We start from the raw sequence: 24,234 nt of genomic DNA, 5'->3' as shown, positions 1-24,234 counted from the left end.
GAATAGAATCAACACCTGGGCCACTCCAGAAAATCCTGAGCGCACCTCTATTTGTATACAGAGCGCGTGTTAATGGCGGACACTTGCCGTGTTTACGGAATGTTGCGAAACCCTCACCGCTGAACCGTGCGGCGCGAGCGGAGCGATACGCAGCCGGTACCCCCTGGTCCCCCGCTCGGCGTGCGCCGCGGTGAGCGCCCGCGCCCGCTCCGCGTCACCGCGGGCCACCGCGTCCACGATCGCCCCGTGCTCGGACCAGCACTCCACCGGCTGGGTCGGCTGCTCGACCGCGTACATCCAGGCGATCTTGTGCCGCAACTGGGTGAGCAGGGTGATGAGCCCGGGGCTCACGGACGCCTGAACCAGCGTCTCGTGGAACCATCCGCCCAGTGCCCGCAGGTCCTCGCCTTGGCTGTGGCGCGCTCGCTCCTGGCCGAGCCTCACCAGTCCGCGCAGCACCTTCAGATGGGCCTCCGTGCGCCGCCGCGCGGCCCGGGCGGCACCGAGAGGCTCCAGGAGCGCGCGGATCTCCAGCAGATCGGCGGCCTCCTGCGCGGTGGGCTCCGCGACGCACGCTCCGGCATGCCGCCGCGACACCACGAAGCCCTCCGACTCCAGCGTGCGCAGCGCCTCACGCACGGGGACCCGCGAGACTCCGTAGCGACGGGCCAGCTGCTCCTCGGCGAGCCGGCTGCCTCGCTCGAAGACCCCGGACACGATGTCGTCGCGGATCGCCGTGCATACCGAACGCGCGGGAATGCGCATACCGAACCTCCGCAGTAATCCCCTGCATCTGCCACATCCGCTCGAATTCAAGCGGCATCCGAGTCGAGCAGCCGACCAGTCAGGCGATGCCCTTCGGTGACTCTATGACAATGGGCGGGAATTTCCGATGGCCTGCCTTGATCCATGGATATTTTTTGGCCGGAAAATACCGAAGGCTCCGGCCGGTCTCGATGACCGGCCGGAGCCTTCGGACTCCGCGCGCCGTGGGACAGCGCGCGGAGGTCAGAGCTTGACGCCGTGGCCGCGCAGATAGGCCACCGGGTCGATGTCGGAACCGTAATCGGAGCCGGTGCGGGCCTCGAAGTGGAGGTGCGGGCCGGTGGTGTTGCCGGTGGAGCCGGACAGCCCGATCTGCTCACCCGGGGTGACCCGCTGGCCGACGGAGACGCTGATGGACGAGAGGTGGCCGTACTGGGTGTACGTGCCGTCGTTCATCTTGATCACGACATTGTTGCCGTAGGCGCCGCCCCAGCCCGCCTCCACGATGGTGCCCGTGCCGACCGCGACGACCTTTGTCCCGGAGGAGGCGTGGAAGTCGATCCCGGTGTGGCTGCCCGAGGACCAGACGGCTCCGCCCGAGTGGTAGTCCGTGCTGACGTAGGACCCGGCGACGGGGAGGTTGTACGACAGCAGGCGCTTGCGCTCGGCCTCTCGGGCAGCGCGCTCCTCGGCGTCCCGGGCGGCCTTGACCCGGATCTCGGCGTTGCGCTTCGCGTCCGCTTCGGCCTTGGCCTGGGACGCGGCGAAGTCGGCTTCTTCCTGCTGGACGTCGGCCTGGGCGCCGACCTGCTTGGCGAGCATGTCGCCGGCGACGACCACCTGGTTCAGGCCGGTGTCCTCGACGGAGAGGCTGTCCGGCTCGGCGGCGAGCGCGGGTGAGGCGAGTGCTCCGACGACGCCGGTGGTGGCCAGCGCGGCGGCTCCGGCCACGCCCGCGCGCTTGCGCGACAGCCGGCTCGGACCACGATGCTTCCCGGTGGCACGGGTGAACGCCATGAAGTGGCTTGTCCTTTCCTTCCCTCTCGCCTACCGGGTTAGCTGACGGGTTCGGAGCAGGAAGGTCTCCTACGGCCCCCCTCCGCGCAGGTGTGCGAAGGCGTTCCGATTCACCCCAGGGGACTTGCGGGTCCCCGGCTCCCCAGGCTCGCGCCTGACGGGGACTCGGCGATCGCTGCCCGTTGCCGCGGGTGCGGCGCGTGCAAAGGTCGGACAGCGCAGAAGACGCTAAGCCGATCTTCCGTAAATCACCAAACGGTCACGGGATTTTGTCGCGTATCCCACAGCACAGACAGGCAGCCTCTCCAGCAAACCGGACAAACGTTAAACAGGCAGCGAAAAGGGCCCCGTTGGCGTACCCATGCCCAACGGGGCCCTTCCTCGCACTCACTCGCCGCGGCCTCTCGGCTCCACGAGCGGCGCCTCAAGGACGGTCAATCAGCCCGTGACAACTGTCACTTCACCGAGGCCCAGGGCCTTGACCGGCTCCTCGATCTCCGCCGCGTCACCGACGAGGACCGTGACGAGGCGATCCGCGGGGAAGGCGCTGACGACCGCGGCGGTCGCCTCGACGGTGCCCGTCGAGGCCAACCGGGCGTAGAGCTGTCCCTGGAAGTCGTCCGGAAGGCCCTGCTCGACCTGGTCGGCCAGGGTGCCGGCGACGGAGGCGGCCGTCTCGTACTTCAGCGGGGCTACACCCACCAGGTTCTGCACGGCGACATCGCGCTCGGCATCCGTCAGCCCCTCGGCGGCGAGCGTACGCAGCACAGTGAACAGGTCCTGGAGGGCCGGTCCGGTGTTCGGCGTGTCGACGGAACCGCTGATGGCGAGGGTGGCCGCGCCGGTGGCTCCGCCCGGAGACGCCGGGGCGGCCGAGCGCAGCACCTGGGCGAACGCCCGCACGCCGTAGGTGTAGCCCTTCTCCTCACGCAGTACACGGTCCAGGCGCGAGGTCAGCGTGCCGCCGAGGCAGTAGGTGCCGAGGACCTGGGCCGGCCAGACGCTGTCATGGCGATCCGGTCCGACGCGGCCGATGAGCAGCTGTGTCTGGACCGCGCCGGGGCGGTCGACGATCACGACACGACCCGTGTCGTCGGCGGTGATCGGCGCCATGGCGCGAGGCGCGCCCGCACTGCCCGTCCAGGCACCGAGGGTGTCGGCGAGCACGGCGTCCAGATCGACGTCCGTGAGGTCGCCGACGATCACCGCCGTGGCCGTGGCGGGCCGGACATGGGCCTCGTAGAAGGCCCTGACGGCCGCGGAGTCGATGCGCTCCACGGTCTCCTCGCTGCCCTGGCGCGGGCGCGACATCCGCGAAGACGCCGGGAAGAGCTGCTTGGACAGCTCCTTGGCACCGCGGCGAGCCGGGTTCGCCGTCTCGTGCGGGATCTCGTCGAGGCGGTTGCGGACGAGCCGCTCGACCTCGCTGTCCGCGAACAGCGGGGCCCGCAGTGCCTCGGCGAGCAGTCCCATGGCCTTCGCCAGCCGGGAGACCGGCACTTCGAGCCCGATACGGACGCCCGGGTGGTCGGCGTGCGCCTCGAGCGTCGCGCCACAACGCTCCAGCTCGGCGGCGAACTCCTCCGCCGAGTGCTTGTCGGTGCCCTCCGAGAGCGCCCTGGCCATGATCGTGGCGACGCCGTCGAGGCCGTCGGGCTCCAGGTCCAAAGGAGCGTCGAGGAAGATCTCGACGGCCACCACCTGCTGGCCGGGACGGTGGCAGCGCAGCACGGTCAGCCCGTTCCCGAGCGCCCCGCGCTCGGGCGCAGGGAAGGCCCACGGCCGGGCGTCGCCGGGCTGGGGCTGCGGGTGGAATTCCATGGTCACGGCAGCCTCGGTCACTGTCCGGCTCCCTCTGCGTCGTCAGCGTCGTCGTTGTCCTCTGTCGCGGCCGCCGCGGCGGCGGGCTCGTACACCAGCACCGCGCGGTTGTCCGGGCGCAGCCTGGCCTGTGCGACGGCCCGCACTTCCTCTGCGGTGACGTCCAGGACCCGCGAGACGGCGCTGAACGCCAACTGCGGGTCACCGAACAGCACCGCGTAGCGGCACAGTTCGTCGGCGCGGCCCGCGACGGTGCCGAGCCGGTCGAGCCACTCGCGCTCCAGCTGGGCGTGGGCGCGCTCCATCTCCTCGGCGGTCGGGCCGTCGGCGGCGAACCTGGCGAGCTCCTCGTCCACAGCGGCCTCGATGTCGGGCACCTCCACACCACCGGAGGTCTTCACGTCCAGCCAGCCCATCGACGGCGCCCCGGCCAGGCGCAGCAGACCGAAGCCCGCGGCGACCGCCGTGCGGTCACGGCGCACCAGGCGGTTGTGCAGCCTGGACGACTCGCCTCCGCCGAGCACGGTGAGCGCCAGGTCGGCGGCGTCGCACTCCCGGGTGCCGTCGTGCGGCAGCCGGTAGGCGGCCATCAACGCACGGGCGGGAACCTCGTCGACGATCTCCTCACGCAGCTGCCCGCCGATGGTCTCGGGCAGCGAGCCGTCACGCGGCGGCTGCTTGCCGTCGTGCGAGGGGATGGTTCCGAAGTACTTCTCGATCCAGGCGAGGGTCTGCTCGGGATCGATGTCACCGACCACCGAAAGCACCGCGTTGTTGGGCGCGTAGTACGTACGGAAGAAGTTCCGCGCGTCCTCCAGGGTCGCCGCGTCCAGGTCGGCCATCGAGCCGATCGGGGTGTGGTGATAAGGGTGGCCCTCGGGATAGGCCAGGGCGGTCAGCTTCTCGAACGCCGTACCGTAGGGGACATTGTCGTAGCGCTGACGCCGCTCGTTCTTGACGACGTCCCGCTGGTTCTCCATGGACTCCTCGTCGAGCGCGGCGAGCAGCGAGCCCATGCGGTCCGCCTCCAGCCAGAGCGCGAGCTCCAGCTGGTGGGTCGGCATCGTCTCGAAGTAGTTGGTGCGCTCGAAGCTCGTGGTGCCGTTGAGCGAACCGCCGGCCCCCTGCACGAGCTCGAAGTGGCCGTTGCCCGACACCTGCGCGGAGCCCTGGAACATCAGGTGCTCGAAAAGGTGAGCCAGCCCCGTACGACCCTTGACTTCGTGACGGGAGCCGACGTCGTACCAGAGGCAGACCGCGGCGACCGGGGTCAGGTGGTCCTCGGAGAGCACCACCCGCAGGCCGTTGGCCAGGCGGTGCTCGGTCGCTGTCAGGCCGCCGGAGCCGGCCTGCGCTGTGGCCGTGTGACCCATGGGCATGTGGTCCCTTCGATCGCGATTCGGTAGTCCTGCTCGTCTACCTGCCTATGCACAGCCACTGTATGCAAGCCCGCCGACACCTGGCGAAGTTCCCGGCAGTTCCCCCTCGGTCACCGGGTGTGGTCACGAGGGCCGCCGAAGAGCCCGGGGCCCGGGTCGAGGTCCGCGTTGTCGGCGGTACGGTCCACAATGGTCCGCATCAGTTCCCGTCCATGGTTCATGTTGGTGAAGGAGCCGCAGCAGCGATGGCCCGCCGCAGCACGAAGACGCCGCCGCCCGACGACTTCGAGGAGAGGATCCTCGACATCGACGTCGTCGACGAAATGCAGGGCTCCTTCCTCGAGTACGCGTACTCGGTGATCTACTCCCGTGCCCTGCCCGACGCCAGGGACGGGATGAAGCCCGTCCACCGCCGGATCGTCTATCAGATGAACGAGATGGGCCTGCGCCCCGACCGTGGGTACGTGAAGTGCGCCCGGGTGGTCGGCGAGGTCATGGGCAAGCTCCATCCGCACGGTGACGCGTCGATCTACGACGCCCTGGTGCGGATGGCCCAGCCCTTCTCCATGCGGCTGCCGCTGGTCGATGGCCACGGGAACTTCGGCTCGCTCGGCAATGACGACCCTCCGGCCGCCATGCGGTACACGGAGTGCCGGATGGCCGACGCGACAAGTCTGATGACGGAGTCGATCGACGAGGACACGGTCGACTTCTCACCGAACTACGACGGACAGGAGCAGGAGCCGGTCGCACTACCCGCCGCCTTCCCGAATCTCCTGGTCAACGGCGCCTCCGGGATCGCGGTCGGTATGGCCACGAACATGCCGCCGCACAATCTGAGCGAGGTCATCGCCGCCGCGCGCCACCTGATCCGGTACCCGGGCGCGGACCTGGAGACCCTGATGAGGCATGTCCCCGGGCCCGATCTGCCGACCGGTGGCAGGATCGTGGGCCTGTCCGGGATCAGGGACGCCTATGAGACGGGCCGCGGCACCTTCAAGATCCGTGCCACGGTGGCAGTCGAGAACGTGACGGCCCGCCGCAAGGGCCTGGTCGTCACCGAACTCCCCTTCACCGTGGGCCCGGAGAAGGTGATCTCGAAGATCAAGGACCTGGTCGGCTCGAAGAAGCTCCAGGGCATCGCGGACGTCAAGGACCTCACCGACCGCGAGCACGGGCTGCGGCTGGTGATCGAGATCAAGAACGGCTTCATCCCGGAGGCCGTCCTGGAGCAGCTCTACAAGCTCACGCCGATGGAGGAGTCCTTCGGCATCAACAACGTGGCGCTCGTCGACGGACAGCCGCTGACCCTGGGCCTCAAGGAGCTGCTCGAGGTCTATCTCGACCACCGCTTCAATGTGGTGCGGCGGCGCAGCGAGTTCCGCCGCGGCAAGAAGCGCGACCGGCTGCACCTGGTCGAAGGCCTGCTGGTCGCTCTCCTCGACATCGACGAGGTCATCCGCCTGATCCGCTCCAGCGAGAACTCCGCGCAGGCGAAGGAGCGCCTCATCGCGCACTTCTCCCTCAGCGAGGTGCAGACCCAGTACATCCTCGACACCCCGCTGCGGCGGCTCACCAAGTTCGACCGGCTGGAGCTGGAGAGCGAGCGCGACCGCCTGACCGCGGAGATCGAGGAGCTGACCCGGATCCTGGAGTCGGACGCGGAGCTGCGCAAGCTGGTCTCTTCGGAACTGGCGGCGGTGGCGAAGAAGTTCGGCACCGAGCGACGCACGGTGCTGCTGGAGTCCTCGGGCGCCCCCGCTCCTGCCGTCGCCTCCCTGCAGGTGGCGGACGCCCCCTGCAGGGTGCTGCTCTCCTCCGCCGGGTTGCTCGCCCGCACCGCCACGGCCGAGCCGTGGCCGCAAGGCGACGGCAAGCGCGCCAGGCACGATCTGATCGTCTCCGCGGTCGCCGCCACAGCACGCGGCGAGGTGGGGGCCGTCACCTCGGCGGGGCGTCTGCTGAGACTCTCGGTGATCGACCTTCCGCAACTTCCCGATTCGGCTTCCGCGCCGGCACTTTCCGGTGGTGCGCAACTGTCGGAGTTCCTGTCACTGGAACCGCACGAGTCGGTGGTCTGCCTGACCACACTCGACGAGGCTTCCCCCGGGCTGGCACTCGGCACGCTCCAGGGTGTGGTCAAACGGGTGGTGCCCGACTACCCGGCCAACAAGGACGAGCTGGAGGTCATCGCGCTGAAGGAGGGCGACCGGATCGTGGGTGGCACCGAGCTGCGTACCGGCGATGAGGACCTGGTGTTCATCACCTCCGACGCCCAACTGCTGCGTTTCCAGGCGTCGCAGGTCAGGCCGCAGGGTCGACCGGCCGGTGGCATGGCCGGCATCAAGCTCGCCGAGGGCGCCGGGGTGATCTCGTTCACCGCGGTGGACCCGGCGTCCGATGCAGTGGTGTTCACCGCGGCGGGCGCCACGGGAGCGTTGGACGACTCGGTCACGACAGCGAAGCTGACCCCGTTCGACCAGTATCCGCGCAAGGGCCGGGCGACCGGGGGTGTGCGTTGCCAGCGCTTCCTCAAGGGTGAGGACGTCCTGCTGTTGGCCTGGGCCGGCGCGGCTCCCGCCCGTGCTGCGCAGAAGAACGGCACGCCTGCGGACCTGCCGGAGATCGATCCGCGCCGCGACGGCTCCGGCATCGCCCTGGCGAAGCCAGTGGCCGCGTTGGCAGGGCCCTAGGTGTGTTCACCACGAGCGTTGTCAACAAGGCTGGGTCTTCATGGCGAAGACCTCCGGTGTGGTGGAGGTGTCCGGGCTCCACACCACACACGGAGGTCTTCGTGTCCCCCACCGTCTTGCCCGACTGACAGTTCGCGGCAGACGGATCCTGGCCGAACGGGTTCCCGCACCGCACACCGAGCCTGGAACCGGCCGCACCGCACGGGGTCCCCGGGCGATGAGCTACGACAGGTAGTCGTCCGGCTCACTCACTTCGGCGCCGGAGGCGTCGGCCGGTCCGGGGACGTACCGCAACAGGGCCCACAGGGCGTGCTGGTCCGGGGCGTCCTCGGGACCACCCACACAGACGGCGTCGAGTCCCTCGATCAGCGACCCGGTGTCGATGCCGGACCCGATGAGGACCAACTGGGTTCCAGGCTCGTCGGCTCCGGTCCGCTGCCAGGGCTCCGGGTGGAAACGCAGGAATCTGCCGACGGAGTGGACGGTGTAACGGTTGGCGGGGTCGACTGCGCCGAAGTCCACGTGCCCCTTGATCCGGTAGAGCCCGTCGGGACGTGAGTCGAGGAAGTCCAGCAGCCTGCGAGGGTGGAGCGGCCGGGTGGCGGCGAAGGAGACAGTGTCGTAGGCGGCGTGCAGATGGGCGCCGGAGCCGTGGTGTCGGTGGGGGACGTCATGGTCGCCGCGGTCGTGTTCGTCGGCGTCCTCACAGCTCTCCTCGATGACGTCCTCGAACGACAGCTGCCCGACGCGTTCTCCGCGCGGGCGGCACTCGAACAGCAGCGCGGGGTCGATGCGACCGTAGACCGTCGGGAGCACGGCAGCCCCGTCGGCGAGAGCGGTGATCCGCTCCCGCAGTCGTTCCCCGTCAGCGATCCGGTCCGCCTTGTTGAGCACGACCAGATCGGCGATCGCGAGGTGCCGTTCGATCTCAGGGTGCTTCGCCCGTGTCGCCTCGAACTCGGCCGCGTCGACGACCTCGACCAGGCCGCCGTACACGATCCGCTCGTTCTCACTGGCCAGGATCATACGGACCAGTTCCTGCGGCTCGGCGAGACCGCTCGCCTCGATCACGATGACATCGACCCTCGCCGCGGGCCCGGTGAGTTTGTCCAGGAACACATCAAGTTCACTCGCGTCGACGGCGCAACACAGACAGCCGTTGCCCAGCGACACCGTGGAGTCGCCAAGCTGACCGGCCACCGTCATGGCATCGATCTCGATCGACCCGAAGTCGTTGACGATCGCGCCGATCCTGGTCCCGCCGCTGGCCTTCAGCAGATGGTTGAGCAGTGTGGTCTTGCCGGATCCCAGAAATCCCGCGAGGACGACGACGGGGATCTGAGGCTGGCTCAACGCGGCTCCCTGGGGGCTTCGGCACCTATCGAGCATCCCAGGATACGGGGCGGACCCGGGGGTCCGCCCCGTGCCGAGCCGTGCGCCGCCCTCAGACCGCACCCGCCCCGGTCAGGGCACGCACCTCCGTCTCCGCGTACTTGGTCTCGTCCGGGGGCTCGGAGGACGTGACGGTGCCGATCCAGCCCGCGAGGAAGCCCAGGGGAATCGAGACCACACCGGGGTTCTGCAGGGGGAAGACTTGGAAGTCGACACCGGGGAACAATGCCTCCGGGCTTCCGGACACCACCGGCGACAGGACCACGAGCAACACTGCCGGGATCAGCCCGCCGTAGACGGACCAGACCGCGCCGCGCGTAGTGAAGTTCCGCCAGAACAGCGCGTACAGGAGCACCGGGAGGTTGGCCGATGCGGCGACGGCGAAGGCCAGTCCCACCAGGAACGCCACATTCAGGTCACGGGCGATGAGGCCGAGCGCGATCGCAACCGCTCCGATGCCCACCGCAGCGAGCCGGGCCACGCCCACCTCGCTGCGCTGTCCGGCGCCGCTGCGACGCAGCGAGGCGTACAGATCGTGGGCGACCGAGGCTGAGGACGCGAGGGTGATTCCGGCGACGACGGCGAGAATCGTCGCGAACGCCACCGCCGCCACCACGGCGAACAGCACGGTGCCTCCGGTGGAACCCGGACCGCCGCCGAGTTCCTGGGCGAGGAGCGGAACCGCCGTGTTGCCCGCGGCGTTCGAGGCGCGCACCTCGTCCGTGCCGAGGATCGCCGCGGCACCGAATCCCAGCACTATCGTCATCAGGTAGAAGCTGCCGATGAGCCCGATGGACCAGACGACGGAGCGGCGCGCGGCGCGAGCGGTCGGCACGGTGTAGAAGCGCGACAGGATGTGCGGCAATCCGGCGGTGCCCAGCACCAGTGCGAGCCCGAGGCTGATGAAGTCGAGGCGCGCAGTCCAGTCACCGCCGTAGCGCAGTCCGGGAGCGAGGAAGTCTCGTCCGTGGCCGCTCTGCCGTGCGGCGGAGTCGAGCAAGGCGTTGAAGTCGCCGTGGAAGCGCGCCAGTACGAGCACGGTGAGGGCTGTGGCACCTGCCATCAGCAGCACGGCCTTCACGATCTGGATCCAGGTGGTGGCCCGCATCCCGCCGAAGGACACATAGATCACCATCAGGGCTCCGACCCCGACCACGGTCCAGGAGCGTGCCGACTCACTGGTCTCGCCGAGCAGAAGGGCGACCAGACTGCCGGCGCCCACCATCTGTGCCACCAGATAGAGCACGGACACGGCGACGGACGACGTGCCGGCCGCCATCCGTACCGGTCGTTCCCTCATGCGGGCGGCGACGACATCGGCCAGGGTGAACCGTCCGCAGTTTCGCACGAGTTCGGCGACGAGGAGCAGCACCACCAACCAGGCCACCAGGAAGCCCACGGAGTAGAGCATTCCGTCGTAGCCGTAGAGGGCGATGAGGCCGGAGATGCCCAGGAACGAGGCCGCTGACATGTAGTCGCCGGCTATGGCGAAGCCGTTCTCCATGGGCGAGAACAGTCGTCCGCCGACGTAGAACTCCTCCGCCGAGCCACGCCGATGGCGCCCCACCCAGGTGGTGATACCCAGGGTGAGCGCGATGAAGGCGCTGAACAGCAGCAGCGCCAGCGTCTGGTGGTCGCCGTTCAACGCCCGGCCCTCCCTGATGGCTCCGCGCCGCCCCGGACGGGTCGCACCGGGCCCGAGGATCCGTGGTCCGCCCCGTCCTCGGTCGCCGAATCGGTGCCGCTTCGCAGGTCGGCCTCGCGTGTCTGGTCGAAAACCGTCCAGCGCAGATCGAGGGCCGCACGGTCCCTGCGCAGCCGGGCATGGCGGGCGTAGGCCCAGGTGAGCAGGAAGGTGGTGAGGAACTGCCCCAGGCCGGCCACCATCGCCACGTTGACCGCCCCAGCGACCGGCTTCGCCATCAGCGCGGGTGCGGTGGTGGCGGTGATGACGTATGCCACGTACCAGGTGAAGAAGACGAGTGTCGCCGGAATGACGAACCGCCTGTAGCGACTGCGCACCTCCTGGAAGGCCGCGCTGCGCTGCACTTCCCGGTAGATGTCGGCTGGTGCGCCGCGATGCTCCCGAAATCCGGCCCCCGGAGGCACGCTCGCTGCGGGCAGGCCCGCACTGTCGGACTCGCCCCAGCCGAAGGCCAACGCGTCGTACCACGGGTCGTCGATGCGCACGGCACCGCCTTCCCGGCAATCCTGCTTCTCCACGCTCAGCTCTCTCCCTGTCAGCGAACCATCGCGGTCGCTGGCCCCCACCAGAATGGACAGAACGGGGAGATCCCTGACTCTTCTCTCTTCCTCTTCACCCCATTAGGTGACGGATGCCGGGATTCCGCCAGGTTGGTGACCGGAGCGGCAGGGTTGGAAGCGCCGCCCGGTCAGGGCTTCGAGTCAGGCGTCGATGCGCGAGCGGTCGAGCGTCGCCGCGCTGCTGGTGATGAACTCCTTGCGTGGGGCGACGTCATTGCCCATCAGCAGGTCGAACACCTGCTCAGCGGACTCCAGATCGCCGATGTTGATCCGGCGCAGCGTGCGGTGCCGCGGGTCCATCGTGGTCTCGGCCAGCTGGTCGGCGTCCATCTCACCGAGGCCCTTGTAGCGCTGGATCGAGTCCTTGAACCGGATGCCCTTGCGCTGGAACTCGAGGAGCGTGGAGCGCAGTTCGTTGTCCGAGTACGTGTACACGTACTTGTCCTGGCCCTTCTTGGGCTGGACGAGCTCGATCCGGTGCAACGGCGGGACGGCGGCGAAGACCCGGCCTGCCTCGACCATTGGCCGCATATAGCGCTGGAAGAGGGTGAGCAGCAGGCAGCGGATGTGGGCTCCGTCGACATCGGCGTCGACCAGGAGCACGATCTTGCCGTAGCGGGCGGCGTCGATGTCGAAGGTGCGGCCGGAGCCCGCTCCTATGACCTGGATGATCGCTCCGCACTCGGCGTTCTTGAGCATGTCGGAGACGGATGACTTCTGGACGTTGAGGATCTTGCCCCGGATCGGGAGCAGCGCCTGGAACTCGGAGTTGCGGGCAAGCTTGGCCGTGCCGAGCGCGGAGTCACCCTCGACGATGAAGAGCTCGCTGCGGTCGACGTCGTCGCTGCGGCAGTCGGCGAGCTTGGCCGGCAGCGAGGACGACTCGAGAGCCGTCTTCCGCCGCTGGGCCTCCTTGTGCTGGCGGGCTGCGATACGCGTACGCGCCGCGGCGACGGCCTTCTCCAAGACCGCCCTGGCCTGCGCCTTGGCATCGCGCTTGGTCGAAGTCAGGAACGCCTTGAGCTCCTTGGCCACGACATTGGCCACGATCCGGTTTGCTGCGGATGTGCCCAGCACTTCCTTGGTCTGGCCTTCGAACTGCGGCTCGGCGAGCCGTACGGTGACGACCGCGGTGAGGCCTTCGAGGGCGTCGTCCTTGACGATGTCGTCCTCCGCGACCCTCAGCAGCTTGGCGGAGCGCAGCACCTCGTTGACCGTCTTGGTGACGGAGCGCTCGAATCCGGTCACATGAGTACCGCCCTTGGGGGTGGCGATGATGTTGACGAAGGACTTCAGCGTGGTGTCGTAGCCGGTACCCCAGCGCAGGGCGATGTCCACCCCGAGCTCGCGGGTGACCTCGGTCGGCGTCATATGGCCTCGGTCGTCGAGGACCGGGACGGTCTCCTTGAAGGTGCCGCTGCCGGTGAGGCGCAGGACGTCGCAGACCGCCTTGTCCTGGGCGAGGTACTCGCAGAACTCGCTGATGCCGCCGTCGAAGCGGAAGATCTCCTGCGACTTGCCCTCGCCCTCCAGGTCGCGCTCGTCGCGGACGACGATGGTGAGCCCCGGAACGAGAAAGGCGGTCTGGCGGGCGCGCTGGTGCAGCGTCTCCAGGGCGAGCTTGGCGTCCTTGAGGAAGATCTGCCGGTCGGCCCAGTAGCGGACACGGGTGCCGGTACGGGTCTTGGGCACCCGCTTCCCTTTGAGCAGCCCGTTCGCCGGGTCGAAGGGACTATCGGGCCCCGACTCGGTGAACATGCCGGGGACACCGCGGCGGAAGCTGATCGCGTGCGTGGCACCGCTCCGGTCGACCTCGACGTCGAGGCGGGACGACAGCGCGTTCACCACGGAGGCGCCGACGCCGTGCAGACCGCCGGAAGCCGCGTACGAGCCGCCGCCGAACTTGCCGCCGGCGTGCAGTTTGGTCATGACGACCTCGACACCCGAGAGGCCGGTCTTCGGCTCGACGTCGACGGGGATGCCCCGGCCGTTGTCCCGGACCTCGACCGAGCCGTCGTGGTGGAGGATCACCTCGATGTGGTCGCAGTACCCGCCCAGGGCCTCGTCCACCGAGTTGTCGATGATCTCCCAGAGGCAGTGCATGAGACCACGGCTGTCGGTCGACCCGATGTACATGCCCGGGCGCTTGCGAACCGCCTCAAGCCCCTCGAGGACGAGCAGGTGCCGCGCGGTGTAGTTGGAACCGTCACGGTCTGCGGTCAGCAGCGCACTGGACGGCACTGACATTTCGGCGGTCACGCGGTTCGCTCCTCGCTGAATTCTGGATCTGGCCCCTGTGGGTAAAGGCCGGGCGTCGTTCACCGGTCAGAGGGTACCGAGGCCTGGTAGAGCCGATGTAACGCCACCCTCCTGATGACTCATGCTAGTCCAGAGTCGCATGCGTGTTCGATCCCTCGTTCGGGTGACGCGCACATCACGTTCCCTTTGGCGCATGAACCATTTAGGCTCCGGGCACGTCCTCAACAACAAACCGGCAAGCCAGCCGGGAGGAACCATGAGACAGACAAGCAAGCAAGCGAAACCGTAAAGCGAAGCAATACGGCACATTCGCCGCCAGCCAGTCGGCAGCCAGCCACCTCGAAGCACCGCCAAGAAGAAGTTTCCAGGAAAAGGCCCGAGCGGGAACGTTTTCGGCCTGGTTGGATGTTGACCCTGGTACGACAGCTCGTCGAGCTAGAGAAGAGGCGACGTGACTACTGTTCTGACCCCCGCGAGCCCACTGACGGCCGCTGACCGTTGCGACCGCTGTGGCGCCCAGGCGTACCTGCGCGTCGTCCTGACCAGCGGTGGTGAGCTGCTCTTCTGTGCTCACCACGGGCGCAAGTTCGAGCCGGAACTCAAGAAGATCGCCGTTGAGATACAGGACGAGACCGACCGGCTGACGGCTGTACCTGCCAGCGCCGGCGAAGACGAGCGCTGACTCTCACGTCCTACGACGAGCCAAGGGCCGGTCCAGGACCGGTCGATGGGTGGCCGCCCCTCACGGAGGGGCGGCCACCCGCTCTCATGCCCGCTTCCTCCGGGCTCTTCCCGGCCCCGGCACCACGCACCTCCACGCGGTGGCCGCGCGAGCCGTCACAGCCGATCGGCCACTGACGGCATGACCGCGGATACCCGGGTGTAGACACCGGGGCTGTCCGCCCTGCCGCAGCCGCTTCCCCACGACACCAGCCCGATGAGAAGGCCGTTCGCCACAAGAGGCCCTCCGCTGTCGCCCTGGCACGCGTCGTGACCGCCGTTCGCGTCCCCCGCGCACACCATCGTCACGGGCTCATAGCGCCCGATCGGGACGCCGGGGTACGCCTTCGCGCATGCCTCGTCCGCCAGGACGCGAACCGGCGCGGACCGCAGCTCGATCGCGTAACTGCCCGCTCCGGTCGTGTCGCCCCAGCCGTAGACCGACGCGGAGCCACCGACCGTGTACGCGGCGTCGCCCGCCTTGGCCGGCCTGATCACATGCGCCGCCGGCAGGGCCTTGGCCAACGTCACCACAGCCATGTCATAGGTGTTGGTCTTCGGGTCGTAGCCCGGGGCGATCCGCACTTCCCGGACGGCGACCTCCTGCCCGCCCGTCCCGAGGAGGTTCTCCCGGCCCGTGATGACACGGAGGTCCCGGATCTGCTCGACGGGAGCACCCAGCACATCCCGGCTGAGGCAGTGGGCCGCCGTGAGCACCTTCGTGGGCGCGACGAGGGCGCCGCCACAGAACTGACCGGCCCGCGTACCTCCGAACAGGCTACGGCTGGACAGGGCGACGACCCACGGGCTGTCAACGGACCGCGCCGGTTTGCCACCGATGATCACACTGTCGGCAGCCACCGTGGAGGGGTGACCGAGCGGCATCAGGACCGTTGCCGCCGCGAGGGCCAGGGCTGCTGTCAGTGCTCGGGCGAATGGGCGGCGCATACCGTCTCCTGACTCTCCGGTGTTCTCCGTCCACCCAGAGTCAGACACCCCGCGAGGGCCCGCACTCTTTGCGCCATGCCCGAAGGGCCCGGTCCCCGTGGTCTCGGGGAAGCCGGGCCCTTCGGGCATGTCTGGCTACTAGTCGAGGTAGTCGCGCAGCACCTGCGAACGCGAGGGGTGCCGCAGCTTCGACATGGTCTTGGACTCGATCTGGCGGATGCGCTCCCGAGTGACGCCGTAGACCTTGCCGATCTCGTCCAGCGTCTTCGGCTGACCGTCGGTGAGGCCGAAGCGCATGGAGACCACACCCGCCTCGCGCTCCGACAGGGTGTCGAGCACCGAGTGGAGCTGCTCCTGGAGAAGCGTGAAGCTGACGGCGTCAGCCGGCACGACCGCCTCGGAGTCCTCGATCAGGTCACCGAACTCGCTGTCGCCGTCCTCGCCCAGCGGGGTGTGGAGGGAGATCGGCTCGCGACCGTACTTCTGTACCTCGATGACCTTCTCAGGGGTCATGTCGAGTTCCTTGGCCAGCTCCTCCGGGGTGGGCTCGCGACCCAGGTCCTGGAGCATCTGGCGCTGCACACGCGCAAGCTTGTTGATGACCTCGACCATGTGCACCGGGATGCGGATGGTGCGGGCCTGGTCGGCCATGGCACGGGTGATCGCCTGCCGGATCCACCAGGTGGCGTACGTGGAGAACTTGTAGCCCTTGGTGTAGTCGAACTTCTCGACGGCGCGGATCAGACCGAGGTTGCCCTCCTGGATCAGGTCCAGGAAGAGCATGCCTCGGCCGGTATAGCGCTTGGCCAGCGAGACGACGAGCCGGAGGTTGGCCTCCAGCAGGTGGTTCTTGGCGCGGCGCCCGTCCTCGGCGATGATCTCCAGCTCGCGCTTGAGTTTCGGGGCCAGCTTGTCGGCGTTCGCCAGCTTGTCCTCGGCGAACAGACCGGCCTCGATGCGCTTGGCGAGCTCGACCTCCTGCTCCGCGTTGAGCAGCGGGACCTTACCGATCTGCTTGAGGTAGTCCTTGACCGGGTCCGCAGTGGCACCGGCCGCGGCGACCTGCTGCGCAGGGGCGTCGTCCTCGTCCTCGTCGGAGAGGACGAAGCCGGCGTTCTCGGCGCCCTCGGGCTCATCGGCGCCACCCTTGCCGGGCTGCGCCTCTTCGAGGGCCTCGTCCCCCTCGAGCAGCTCGTCGGGGTCGTTCTTGGCGGCGGTCTTCTTGGCCGCGGCCGTGGTCTTCTTGGCGGCGGTCTTCTTCGCCGCCGTCTTCTTGGCGGCGGTCTTCTTCGCCGCCGCCTTCTTCGCGGGCGACGCGATCTCGTCAGCCGAGGCATCGGCGGTGGCCGCCGGAGCCGCGGTGGCGGCGACGGTCTTCGCCGTGGCCGTCTTGGCCGCGACCGTCTTGGTGGCGGTGCGCTTCGCCGGGCTCTTGGCTGCGACGCTCTTCCGTGTGCGCTTGGGCGACTCCGCGGCACTGACCATCAGCGTCACACCCTCTTCCTCGAGGATCTGGTTGAGGCTGCGCAGAACATTCTTCCACTGGGTTGGCGGAATCTGGTCAGCCTCGAAGGCCCGACGCACGTCATCGCCGGCGATCTGCCCATCAGCCTTTCCCCGCTCGATGAGCGCCATCACAGACTCGGACTCGGCGATCTCCGGCGGGAGCGTACGGGATGTGCTGGCCGACACGAACAACCTCTCGGAACGATGGAAAACGGCTTCCGGCCCCGCCCATGTTCGGGCCGGAGCCGACGACCACCGGTTGGGGATGCACCGGCGGCGCGGGCTGAGCCTCAGGGAGACGACAGCGCCATGAACGGCGCCTGCATTCCCTCCTCGGCTGTCACCTCTTAGGTCATCGCACTGTTTCGATGAGCGTTACGCCCATTACGCGTGGCCCGAGTCACACCCCATTTGCGACAAAACGACTAAAAGGGGTGTTGCCCGGCAATAGCCTCATCCGTATCGCACGCGGCTACCGCCACCTTCCCCCACTTCCCCGCAGCCGGTGCCGGAAACCCCGGACGCCCTCTCGGGGCGATCACTTCCGGCCGTTCCGGCGAATCGCGCCGGTTCCACGCCGGTCACGGCGCACGGACGCGAAGCCTACGATCGTGTCGCCGGACCCGAAGGCCCGGCGACACACGATGGGGCGTCCGTCGCCCCAGCCGGATCGGCGGTCAGTGCTCGCGCGGGGCAGGCACGACCCGGTCCACCTCCGGGTGGACGGTGAGGAGTTGACGCATGGCCGCCTCGGCGCCGTTCGCATCGCCTGCGGCGAGCGCGTCGACGATCCGGGCGTGATGGGCCAGCGACGCCTCGGAGGGGCGGTCACACCCGGCGGCGGGGCCACCCGACACCTGGAGCGCCGACGAGACGATGCCGGACAGGTGCTCCAGCATGCGGTTGCCGGCGACCTGGATCAGCAGGGAGTGGAACTCGGCATCGGCTCGGGTGAAGGTGATGCCGTCACCCTGAGTGAGCGCGTGGTTCATGATCTCGACCATGTCGGCGAGACGCTGCTGCACGTCCTCCCTCCCGTGACCGGCGGCGAGACGGGCGGCGAGCGGTTCGATGGTCCAGCGGAGCTCGGTGAGCTCACGGCGCTGATCGTCACGCTGCGGACCGAAGGCGCGCCACTCGATGATGTCGGGATCCAGGAGGTTCCAGTCGCTCACCGGACGGACACGGGTTCCGACGTTGGGGCGGGCGCTGACGAGGCCCTTGGCCTCCAGGACCCGGAGCGACTCCCGGACGACGGTCCTGGAGACCTCGAAGCGCTGACCGATCTCCTCGGGAACGAGGGGGCGGTCTGCACCGAGATCCCCGGAGACGATCATCTGGCCGAGCTGCTGGACGAGTTGGCCATGGAGCCCACGACCCCGGCTGCCCGTCGCGCGGCGCCCGACCGCGCGGCCCAGTTCGGCTTCCGGAGTGTCCCAGGCTGCTGGGGGCCCGACACGGTCGGGGCGGTCGACACCCGGAGCGTCCGGGTAGGGGTATCGGCCGAGTTCGCCCGGGCCGACGAGGCCGGACTCGGCGGGGCGGGCGGCGGTCATCATGGTGTGCGCAAGGGTACTCACGCATCCTTTGTCGGCGCGCCCCGAGCAGCCCTTGAGGTCTTTGGTGAAAAGCACACGAAAGGGTGATCACCGCCCTCGCCGCAATTGACGACTTATCAGGAATAAACGGTCACACATGGGGTAGTTGCACGGCGCACCGCACCTCCAGACCGCGCCGTCCCCTCACAGCAGCGCGACAACTTCATTGAGACAAGGCGGAGTTACCGAAGACCGATGCCCTGGCGATGCGGCTCCGACAAGGATGCCAGGGAGAGGCGGCGGAGGGATTCGGGCGCCTCAACCGAAGCAGGAACCGCCGGAGTTCTTCCCCTCCTGGGCCACAATCCGTCGGCTCGGACCGGAGCCGCCCTCAAGACGGGGTCCACGATCCCGTACGGCGGCCCCAGGACGCCGCGACGAAGCCCGCCGAGCGCGCGCACTCCCCGAGGCGCCGATTCAAACCTCGGGCCGCAGCATGGGCGGGTTCAGCAGAGTCGCCCCGCCTGCCCGGAACAACTGCGCGGGACGCCCGCCCTGACGGGTCGTGGTCCCGCCGGCAGGGACCAGGAAGCCCGGAGTGCCCGTCACCTTGCGGTGGAAGTTCCGTGGATCCAGCGCGACTCCCCACACCGCCTCGTACACGCGCCGCAGCTCACCCACCGTGAACTCGGGCGGGCAGAACGCCGTGGCCAGCGAGGAGTACTCGATCTTGGACCTGGCCCGCTCGACACCGTCCGCGAGGATCCGATCGTGGTCGAAGGCCAGCTGGGCGGAGGGCTCGTCCCCGCGTCCGCCGTCCTCCGGGTTCAGCAACGTCTCGACGGGCGCCCAGCGCGCGCTGTTCGCGTCACCGCCCGCCCGGGGCGCGGGGAGATCCGGTGACAGCGCGAGATGGGCCACGCTCACCACCCTCATGCGGGGGTCGCGCTTCGGGTCTCCGTAGGTGGCCAGTTGCTCGAGGTGCGCGCCATTGCCCGCGTCCGGCGAACCGGGATCGTGGACACACAGCCCGGTCTCCTCGACGAGCTCCCGCGCGGCTGCGGCAGAGAGGTCCTCATCGGCCCGTACGAACCCTCCGGGCAGCGCCCAGCGCCCCTGGAACGGCGACTCTCCGCGGCGCACCACCAGTGCGCAGAGGGCATGGCGGCGTACGGTGAGCACGACCAGGTCGACGGTGACGGCAAACGGCGGGAAAGCCGACGGGTCGTAGGGTGGCATGCCGCGATCATAGTCGTCTTCCTGACGATAAACACTCCCTTCGTGATCCGGATCCGCGCACTCCTTCTCAAGAGCTCCGCTCTCGGTCGCCACCGGGTTCGATACCGGAGCCCCTCCGACTGCCTCGGACGGGAACGCCTCTCCGGTCACGGCGCTCAGCCCCCTCCCGAGAGGCAGGTGCGGAGCGCCGCCGAGTCCCCTCGACCGCACCAGGTGTCGCGGGATTCCCGCGGCCTTCTCCCCTCCGCCCGGTCTTCCGCACCGAGGTCCTCGATCGCGCGGGCCCCGGCTCACCTGCCTCAGCCTCCGAGGCCGTGTGCGCGGGCCCCGCCTCCCCCGCGTCGTCCGCATCCGGATCCGCGTGCTCGCGCAGACAACGGCGCAGCTCTTCCGGATCCAGTCCGTCGTTGCACGCCTGGTGGAGCAGCCGGGCGAAGAGATAGTCCGGATCCGCGCGCAGCGAGAGACCGAGCGCGACCCTCGCCGCGGGTTCGTCGCCGGTCGACCACGCCACCCAGCCCGCCAAGGCCAGCGGCACCGCGCCATACTCCCCGTACGCTCCGACGCAGCGGCGGGAGAGCGCCCGCCACAGACGCAGGGCGTGGTCGGCCTCCGGCCCTTCCATCCAGCCGGCGGCCCTGTCACGGGTCTCCCGGTCCTGGAGCCCGAGTACCACCGAAGCGGCCTCATCGTGCGTGATCAGCTTGTCGTCGTGTGCGTCGGCTTCGATCCATGAGGTCCGCGCGGAGGGCTGAGCCGCAAACCGCTCCATCAGTGTCCTTGCCAGCCGCAGGGTCTCCGCGCGGACCCGCTCCCTGGATCCTTGCTGAGCGATTCCGGCCAGCAGCGCCGATGCGGCACTGTCCAGAGCCAGTCCCTGCTCGGCCGCCACGGATGTCCGCAGCGGTTCGAGCCGCGCCTCCAGGTCCTTCAGCGAGCCTCTCACCCGGATGCCCACATAGGCGGCGGCCGCGGCCATCACGGACGTGCCCGGCATCGACACGACCGTCCCCTCCACCGGACAGCAGCGGACGTCGGGGCAGCAGTAGGACCAGAAACGGCCGTCGGAGAGGCACAGGGCCTCGTACACCGGCACGTCGTGCGAACCGCAGGCGGTCCGCAGCCGCTGCGCGAACGGCCGGAGCTCCTCCATCACCTCACGGCCCGTCTGCCCTGCCGACGGGTCCCGGCAGAGGAAGACGATGATGCCGTCCGGCTTCGCCTTGCGCTGCCGACACGCGTCGACCAGGCATTCGGCAACCTGATCCGCCATCGGCGGCCACTCGTCCCGAGAGGCGGGGATCCCCACTCTGAGCCTCCCCCCGAAGCGTCCGGGGCTGCCGTGCAGCGCCACCATGACCACGGAGTTCGTCGGGTGAAAACCCATCAGATACGGGAGGGCGTCGACAAGCTCGGCGGGCCCCCGCAGGGTGACGGGATGATCGTCGGCAGGGCCCTGAGCGTCGTCGGACGCGGGCCGGTTCGGTTCGTTGGTTTCTCGCATGCCTTGACGGTCCCGTGATCAAGCCCTCGCCGCCAGCCTTGTGGATAACGTTGTCCACAGGTCGGCGCCTCGTTCGCGCGATGTCGGTGCCATCGGGTTGCATGGGTACATGACCAACGCAGACCGCGCAGATCTCAGGGCCTCGGCGGACTCCGTCCTGGCCCGTCTCGTCGGGGACGCCACCGGTGCCGCGAGGCTCCGCGAGGACCAGTGGCGGGCGATCGAGGCACTCGTCGCCGACAAACGCAGGGCACTCGTGGTGCAGCGCACCGGCTGGGGCAAGTCCGCCGTGTACTTCGTCGCGACTTCGCTGCTGCGTGAGCGAGGCGCCGGTCCGACGGTGATCATCTCGCCGCTGCTCGCGCTCATGCGCAACCAGGTGGAGGCCGCGGTCCGCGCGGGCATCACCGCCCGGACCATCAACTCGTCAAACCAGGAAGAATGGAAAGAGATCCAGGATGAGATCGCATCCGGGGCGGTCGACGTGCTGCTGGTCAGTCCGGAGCGGCTCAATTCCGTGGACTTCCGGGAGCAGATCCTCCCCGGACTCGCGGCCGGCACCGGACTGCTCGTCGTGGACGAGGCGCACTGCGTCTCCGACTGGGGCCATGACTTCCGGCCCGACTACCGCCGTCTGCGCACCATGCTCGCAGACCTGCCACCGGGTGTTCCGGTGCTCGCCACCACCGCGACGGCCAACGCCCGGGTCACCGCCGATGTCGCCGACCAACTGGGCACGGGTGTGGGCACGGACGCGCTTGTGCTGCGCGGACCGCTGGACCGGGAGAGCCTCAGCCTGAGTGTGCTCCAGCTTCCCGACGCCGCCCACCGCCTGGCGTGGCTGGCGGACCACATCGATGAGCTTCCGGGGTCGGGGATCATCTACACGCTGACGGTCGCGGCGGCCGAGGAGGTGACGGCCTATCTGCGGCACTGCGGACACGCCGTGGCGTCCTACACGGGGCGCACGGAGAACGCGGACCGGCAGCAGGCCGAGGACGACCTGCTCGCCAACCGGGTGAAGGCCTTGGTCGCCACCTCGGCGCTGGGCATGGGCTTCGACAAACCCGACCTGGGATTCGTGGTCCATCTCGGTTCCCCCTCCTCTCCCATCGCCTACTACCAGCAGGTGGGCCGGGCCGGTCGAGGTGTGGAGCACGCGGAGGTGCTGCTCCTGCCGGGGAAGGAGGACGAGGCGATCTGGCAGTACTTCGCGTCCGTGGCGTTCCCGCCCGAAGAGCTCGTGCGCCGGACCCTGGATGTGCTGGCGCAGGCGGGCCGGCCGCTGTCGCTGCCCGCGCTCGAACCCATGGTCGAGCTGCGGCGCACGCGTCTGGAGACCATGCTCAAGGTCCTCGATGTGGACGGCGCGGTGCATCGGGTGAAGGGCGGCTGGACTTCGACGGGGCAGCCGTGGGAGTACGACGCCGAGCGGTACGCGTGGGTGTCCCGGCAGCGGGAGGCCGAGCAACAGGCGATGCGGGACTACGTGTCGGGGGTGGGCTGCCGGATGGAGTTCCTCCGCAGGCAGCTCGACGACGAGCAGGCGGCACCGTGCGGACGCTGTGACAACTGCGCCGGGGCCCGTTTCGACGTCTGCGTGTCCGACGCGGCACTGCAGGCGGCGCGTGGGGAGTTGGGCCGCCCTGGTGCGGCGCTGGAGCCACGCCGGATGTGGCCGACGGGACTGACCGCTGTGGGAGTGGACCTGAAGGGACGCATCCCTGCCGGAGAACAGGCCTTCGCCGGGCGGGCACTGGGACGCCTGTCGGACATCGGCTGGGGCAATCGGCTCCGGCCGATGCTCGCGTCCCAGGCTCCGGACGGTCCGGTGCCGGACGATGTGCTGAACGCGGTGGTGTCCGTGCTCGCGGACTGGGCCAAGGGTCCGGGGGGTTGGTCCTCGGGCGCTCAGGACGCTCCGCCTCGTCCGGTCGGCGTGGTCACGGTCGCCTCCCGCAGCAAACCCGTGCTGGTCGGTTCTCTCGGCGCCCGAGTCGCGGAGGTCGGTCGGATGCCGCTGCTCGGCACGGTCGAATACGCCGCCGGTTCCGAGGAGAAGCCCGTCTCACGCACCAACAGCGCCCAGCGCGTCAGGGGCCTGCACGACGCGCTGACCGTGCCTCAGCCACTGGCCGCAGCGCTCGCATCGGCAGGTGGGCCGGTGCTGCTTGTCGACGATCTCTCGGACAGCGGCTGGACCCTCGCGGTCGCCGCGCGGTCGCTGCGCCGAGCGGGAGCCGCAGGAGTGTTTCCACTGGTACTCGCCATATCCGCATGAGGGGGCCCGGTCTGGGCAAGCGAAGGATATGAGCGTCATACCCGTCTATTCCAGTCAGCGGGCTCAATTGCTCGTTGCCGCTCGCCCGTAGGCCAGGAAGAATTGGGATCGTCCCCGCGCGGCCCGTTCGTGGTCCGGATGGGTTGTGTCGTGGCGCGTCCCACCGAACCCTGCCCGCTCTGTGCGCGCGTATGCGAAGGGAGGAACGTGACCTTCGGATTCGCCTCGTCCCCAACCGCTCCGATCAACGGTGCGGCCGACTCACCCAGCCGTCTGGCCCGGATGCTGGAGCCCGCCGAATGGGCCGCAGCCGGTATACCCCTGCTGCGCAACCCGCGTGAGGTTGTCAGCGGCCTTCACACCCGTCACCTGCCCACACCGGCCACGGCGATCGTGGCCGTGCTCGATCATGAGGAGAGACTCACCGCCAGCGCCTCGTTCGCCCGGCGTCCGGCACCCGCCGACGGCTGGGACTTCCGCAACGCGCTCCTGGCGCATCTGCGCCGGGTGATACCGCACGATCTGCGTCGGCGTACCCCGGCCCGCACTGCCGTGCTGCTCTACTGCCGTGACGGCGACGAGCGGTGGACGGAGGAGGACGGAGCCTGGATGTGGGGTCTGCGTGACGCCTGCACGCTACACGGGCTGCGCTGCGGCGCGTACATCACACTGACGCGCGGCGGGTGGCAGGTGCTCGGGGAGGGACGCGGCGGCCGCCGGCCCAGCTCCGAGTCCCCGCCCGATGCGTTCGGCGGCACGACCAAGCCGGGGGCACTCCCCCTGCGTGCCGCCAGCGGAGCGGCGGAGATACTCCGCCGCACGGCCGCCCGCTGAGTTCACGGAACATCGACCGCCGGCGCGGACCGCGCCTTCGGGAAACCGCTCCCGGACTCCCGCTGTTCTCGCC

The 24,234-nt window shown here is 69.1% G+C and carries 17 protein-coding genes and 1 riboswitch; of the genes, 4 read left to right on the top strand and 13 right to left on the bottom strand.

Features of this window, described 5'->3' with window-relative positions:
* Nucleotides 1–69: 69 nt before the first annotated feature.
* From V1460_RS09910 to V1460_RS09895, 4 genes are all read right to left on the bottom strand, one after another.
* Nucleotides 70–765 (bottom strand): GntR family transcriptional regulator, encoded by a 696-nt coding sequence (locus tag V1460_RS09910; protein WP_338673373.1) that lies wholly within the window; start codon nt 763–765, stop codon nt 70–72.
* Nucleotides 766–1,008: 243 nt separating this feature from the next.
* Nucleotides 1,009–1,782, bottom strand: coding sequence for a M23 family metallopeptidase (locus V1460_RS09905; protein ID WP_338673372.1), 774 nt, complete (start codon nt 1,780–1,782; stop codon nt 1,009–1,011).
* Between the two features lie 12 nt (nt 1,783–1,794).
* Nucleotides 1,795–1,963, bottom strand: a riboswitch (cyclic di-AMP (ydaO/yuaA leader).
* A 257-nt stretch (nt 1,964–2,220) separates the two neighbouring features.
* Nucleotides 2,221–3,624 (bottom strand): pitrilysin family protein, encoded by a 1,404-nt coding sequence (locus V1460_RS09900; RefSeq protein ID WP_338673371.1) that lies wholly within the window; start codon nt 3,622–3,624, stop codon nt 2,221–2,223.
* Entirely contained in the window at nt 3,621–4,976 is a 1,356-nt protein-coding gene (locus V1460_RS09895; protein ID WP_338673370.1) for a pitrilysin family protein, read from the bottom strand. Before V1460_RS09895 ends, V1460_RS09900 begins: the two co-directional genes overlap by 4 nt.
* A 251-nt stretch (nt 4,977–5,227) precedes the next feature.
* Between V1460_RS09895 and V1460_RS09890 the strand changes: the two genes are divergently transcribed.
* Nucleotides 5,228–7,675, top strand: a complete 2,448-nt coding sequence (locus V1460_RS09890; protein WP_338673369.1) for a DNA topoisomerase IV subunit A — start codon at nt 5,228–5,230, stop codon at nt 7,673–7,675.
* A 222-nt stretch (nt 7,676–7,897) separates the two neighbouring features.
* Here the strand turns inward: V1460_RS09890 and V1460_RS09885 are convergent, their stop codons facing one another.
* The 4 genes from V1460_RS09885 to V1460_RS09870 form a co-directional block, all read right to left on the bottom strand.
* Nucleotides 7,898–9,064, bottom strand: coding sequence for a GTP-binding protein (locus tag V1460_RS09885; RefSeq protein WP_338673368.1), 1,167 nt, complete (start codon nt 9,062–9,064; stop codon nt 7,898–7,900).
* A gap of 55 nt (nt 9,065–9,119) precedes the next feature.
* On the bottom strand, nt 9,120–10,712 hold the full coding sequence (locus tag V1460_RS09880; RefSeq protein WP_338673367.1) for a cation acetate symporter: 1,593 nt from the start codon (nt 10,710–10,712) through the stop codon (nt 9,120–9,122).
* Entirely contained in the window at nt 10,709–11,290 is a 582-nt protein-coding gene (locus V1460_RS09875) for a DUF485 domain-containing protein (protein ID WP_338673366.1), read from the bottom strand. Before V1460_RS09875 ends, V1460_RS09880 begins: the two co-directional genes overlap by 4 nt.
* A gap of 183 nt (nt 11,291–11,473) precedes the next feature.
* Nucleotides 11,474–13,591 (bottom strand): DNA topoisomerase IV subunit B, encoded by a 2,118-nt coding sequence (locus tag V1460_RS09870; protein WP_338673365.1) that lies wholly within the window; start codon nt 13,589–13,591, stop codon nt 11,474–11,476.
* A gap of 451 nt (nt 13,592–14,042) precedes the next feature.
* Between V1460_RS09870 and V1460_RS09865 the strand changes: the two genes are divergently transcribed.
* Nucleotides 14,043–14,273 (top strand): hypothetical protein, encoded by a 231-nt coding sequence (locus tag V1460_RS09865; RefSeq protein ID WP_338673364.1) that lies wholly within the window; start codon nt 14,043–14,045, stop codon nt 14,271–14,273.
* 155 nt (nt 14,274–14,428) lie between these two features.
* On the opposite strand, the gene V1460_RS09860 is transcribed toward V1460_RS09865, so the two are convergent.
* From V1460_RS09860 to V1460_RS09840, 5 genes are all read right to left on the bottom strand, one after another.
* Nucleotides 14,429–15,259 carry a serine protease gene (locus V1460_RS09860; protein ID WP_338673363.1) on the bottom strand — a complete coding sequence of 277 codons (831 nt, stop codon included), beginning with the start codon at nt 15,257–15,259 and terminating at the stop codon, nt 14,429–14,431.
* 138 nt (nt 15,260–15,397) lie between these two features.
* Nucleotides 15,398–16,951 carry an RNA polymerase sigma factor gene (locus V1460_RS09855; protein WP_338673362.1) on the bottom strand — a complete coding sequence of 518 codons (1,554 nt, stop codon included), beginning with the start codon at nt 16,949–16,951 and terminating at the stop codon, nt 15,398–15,400.
* A gap of 491 nt (nt 16,952–17,442) precedes the next feature.
* Nucleotides 17,443–18,399 (bottom strand): FadR/GntR family transcriptional regulator, encoded by a 957-nt coding sequence (locus tag V1460_RS09850; RefSeq protein ID WP_338673361.1) that lies wholly within the window; start codon nt 18,397–18,399, stop codon nt 17,443–17,445.
* A gap of 381 nt (nt 18,400–18,780) precedes the next feature.
* The gene (locus V1460_RS09845) at nt 18,781–19,542 is read right to left on the bottom strand and encodes an NUDIX domain-containing protein (RefSeq protein ID WP_338673360.1); all 762 of its coding nucleotides are present in this window, start codon (nt 19,540–19,542) and stop codon (nt 18,781–18,783) included.
* Between the two features lie 67 nt (nt 19,543–19,609).
* On the bottom strand, nt 19,610–21,046 hold the full coding sequence (locus V1460_RS09840) for a DUF4192 family protein (RefSeq protein ID WP_338673359.1): 1,437 nt from the start codon (nt 21,044–21,046) through the stop codon (nt 19,610–19,612).
* 109 nt (nt 21,047–21,155) lie between these two features.
* Here V1460_RS09840 and V1460_RS09835 point away from each other — a divergent pair, with 109 nt between their 5' ends.
* On the top strand, nt 21,156–23,327 hold the full coding sequence (locus V1460_RS09835; protein ID WP_338673358.1) for a RecQ family ATP-dependent DNA helicase: 2,172 nt from the start codon (nt 21,156–21,158) through the stop codon (nt 23,325–23,327).
* Nucleotides 23,328–23,534: 207 nt separating this feature from the next.
* Nucleotides 23,535–24,161: a hypothetical protein gene (locus tag V1460_RS09830; protein WP_338673357.1), complete on the top strand. Its 627-nt coding sequence runs from the start codon at nt 23,535–23,537 to the stop codon at nt 24,159–24,161.
* The last annotated feature ends 73 nt before the right edge of the window (nt 24,162–24,234 follow it).

This window comes from Streptomyces sp. SCSIO 30461 (genome assembly GCF_037023745.1).
Taxonomy (GTDB): domain Bacteria; phylum Actinomycetota; class Actinomycetes; order Streptomycetales; family Streptomycetaceae; genus Streptomyces.
This window is presented reverse-complemented; position numbering and strand designations above follow the sequence as displayed.

Coding starts and splice junctions, on each gene's coding strand:
- V1460_RS09910 (WP_338673373.1), bottom strand. CDS start 765: ATGCGCATTCCCGCGCGTTCGGTATGCACGGCGATCCGCGACGACATC.
- V1460_RS09905 (WP_338673372.1), bottom strand. CDS start 1,782: ATGGCGTTCACCCGTGCCACCGGGAAGCATCGTGGTCCGAGCCGGCTG.
- V1460_RS09895 (WP_338673370.1), bottom strand. CDS start 4,976: ATGGGTCACACGGCCACAGCGCAGGCCGGCTCCGGCGGCCTGACAGCG.
- V1460_RS09890 (WP_338673369.1), top strand. CDS start 5,228: ATGGCCCGCCGCAGCACGAAGACGCCGCCGCCCGACGACTTCGAGGAG.
- V1460_RS09885 (WP_338673368.1), bottom strand. CDS start 9,064: ATGCTCGATAGGTGCCGAAGCCCCCAGGGAGCCGCGTTGAGCCAGCCT.
- V1460_RS09860 (WP_338673363.1), bottom strand. CDS start 15,259: ATGCGCCGCCCATTCGCCCGAGCACTGACAGCAGCCCTGGCCCTCGCG.
- V1460_RS09845 (WP_338673360.1), bottom strand. CDS start 19,542: ATGCCACCCTACGACCCGTCGGCTTTCCCGCCGTTTGCCGTCACCGTC.
- V1460_RS09840 (WP_338673359.1), bottom strand. CDS start 21,046: ATGCGAGAAACCAACGAACCGAACCGGCCCGCGTCCGACGACGCTCAG.
- V1460_RS09835 (WP_338673358.1), top strand. CDS start 21,156: ATGACCAACGCAGACCGCGCAGATCTCAGGGCCTCGGCGGACTCCGTC.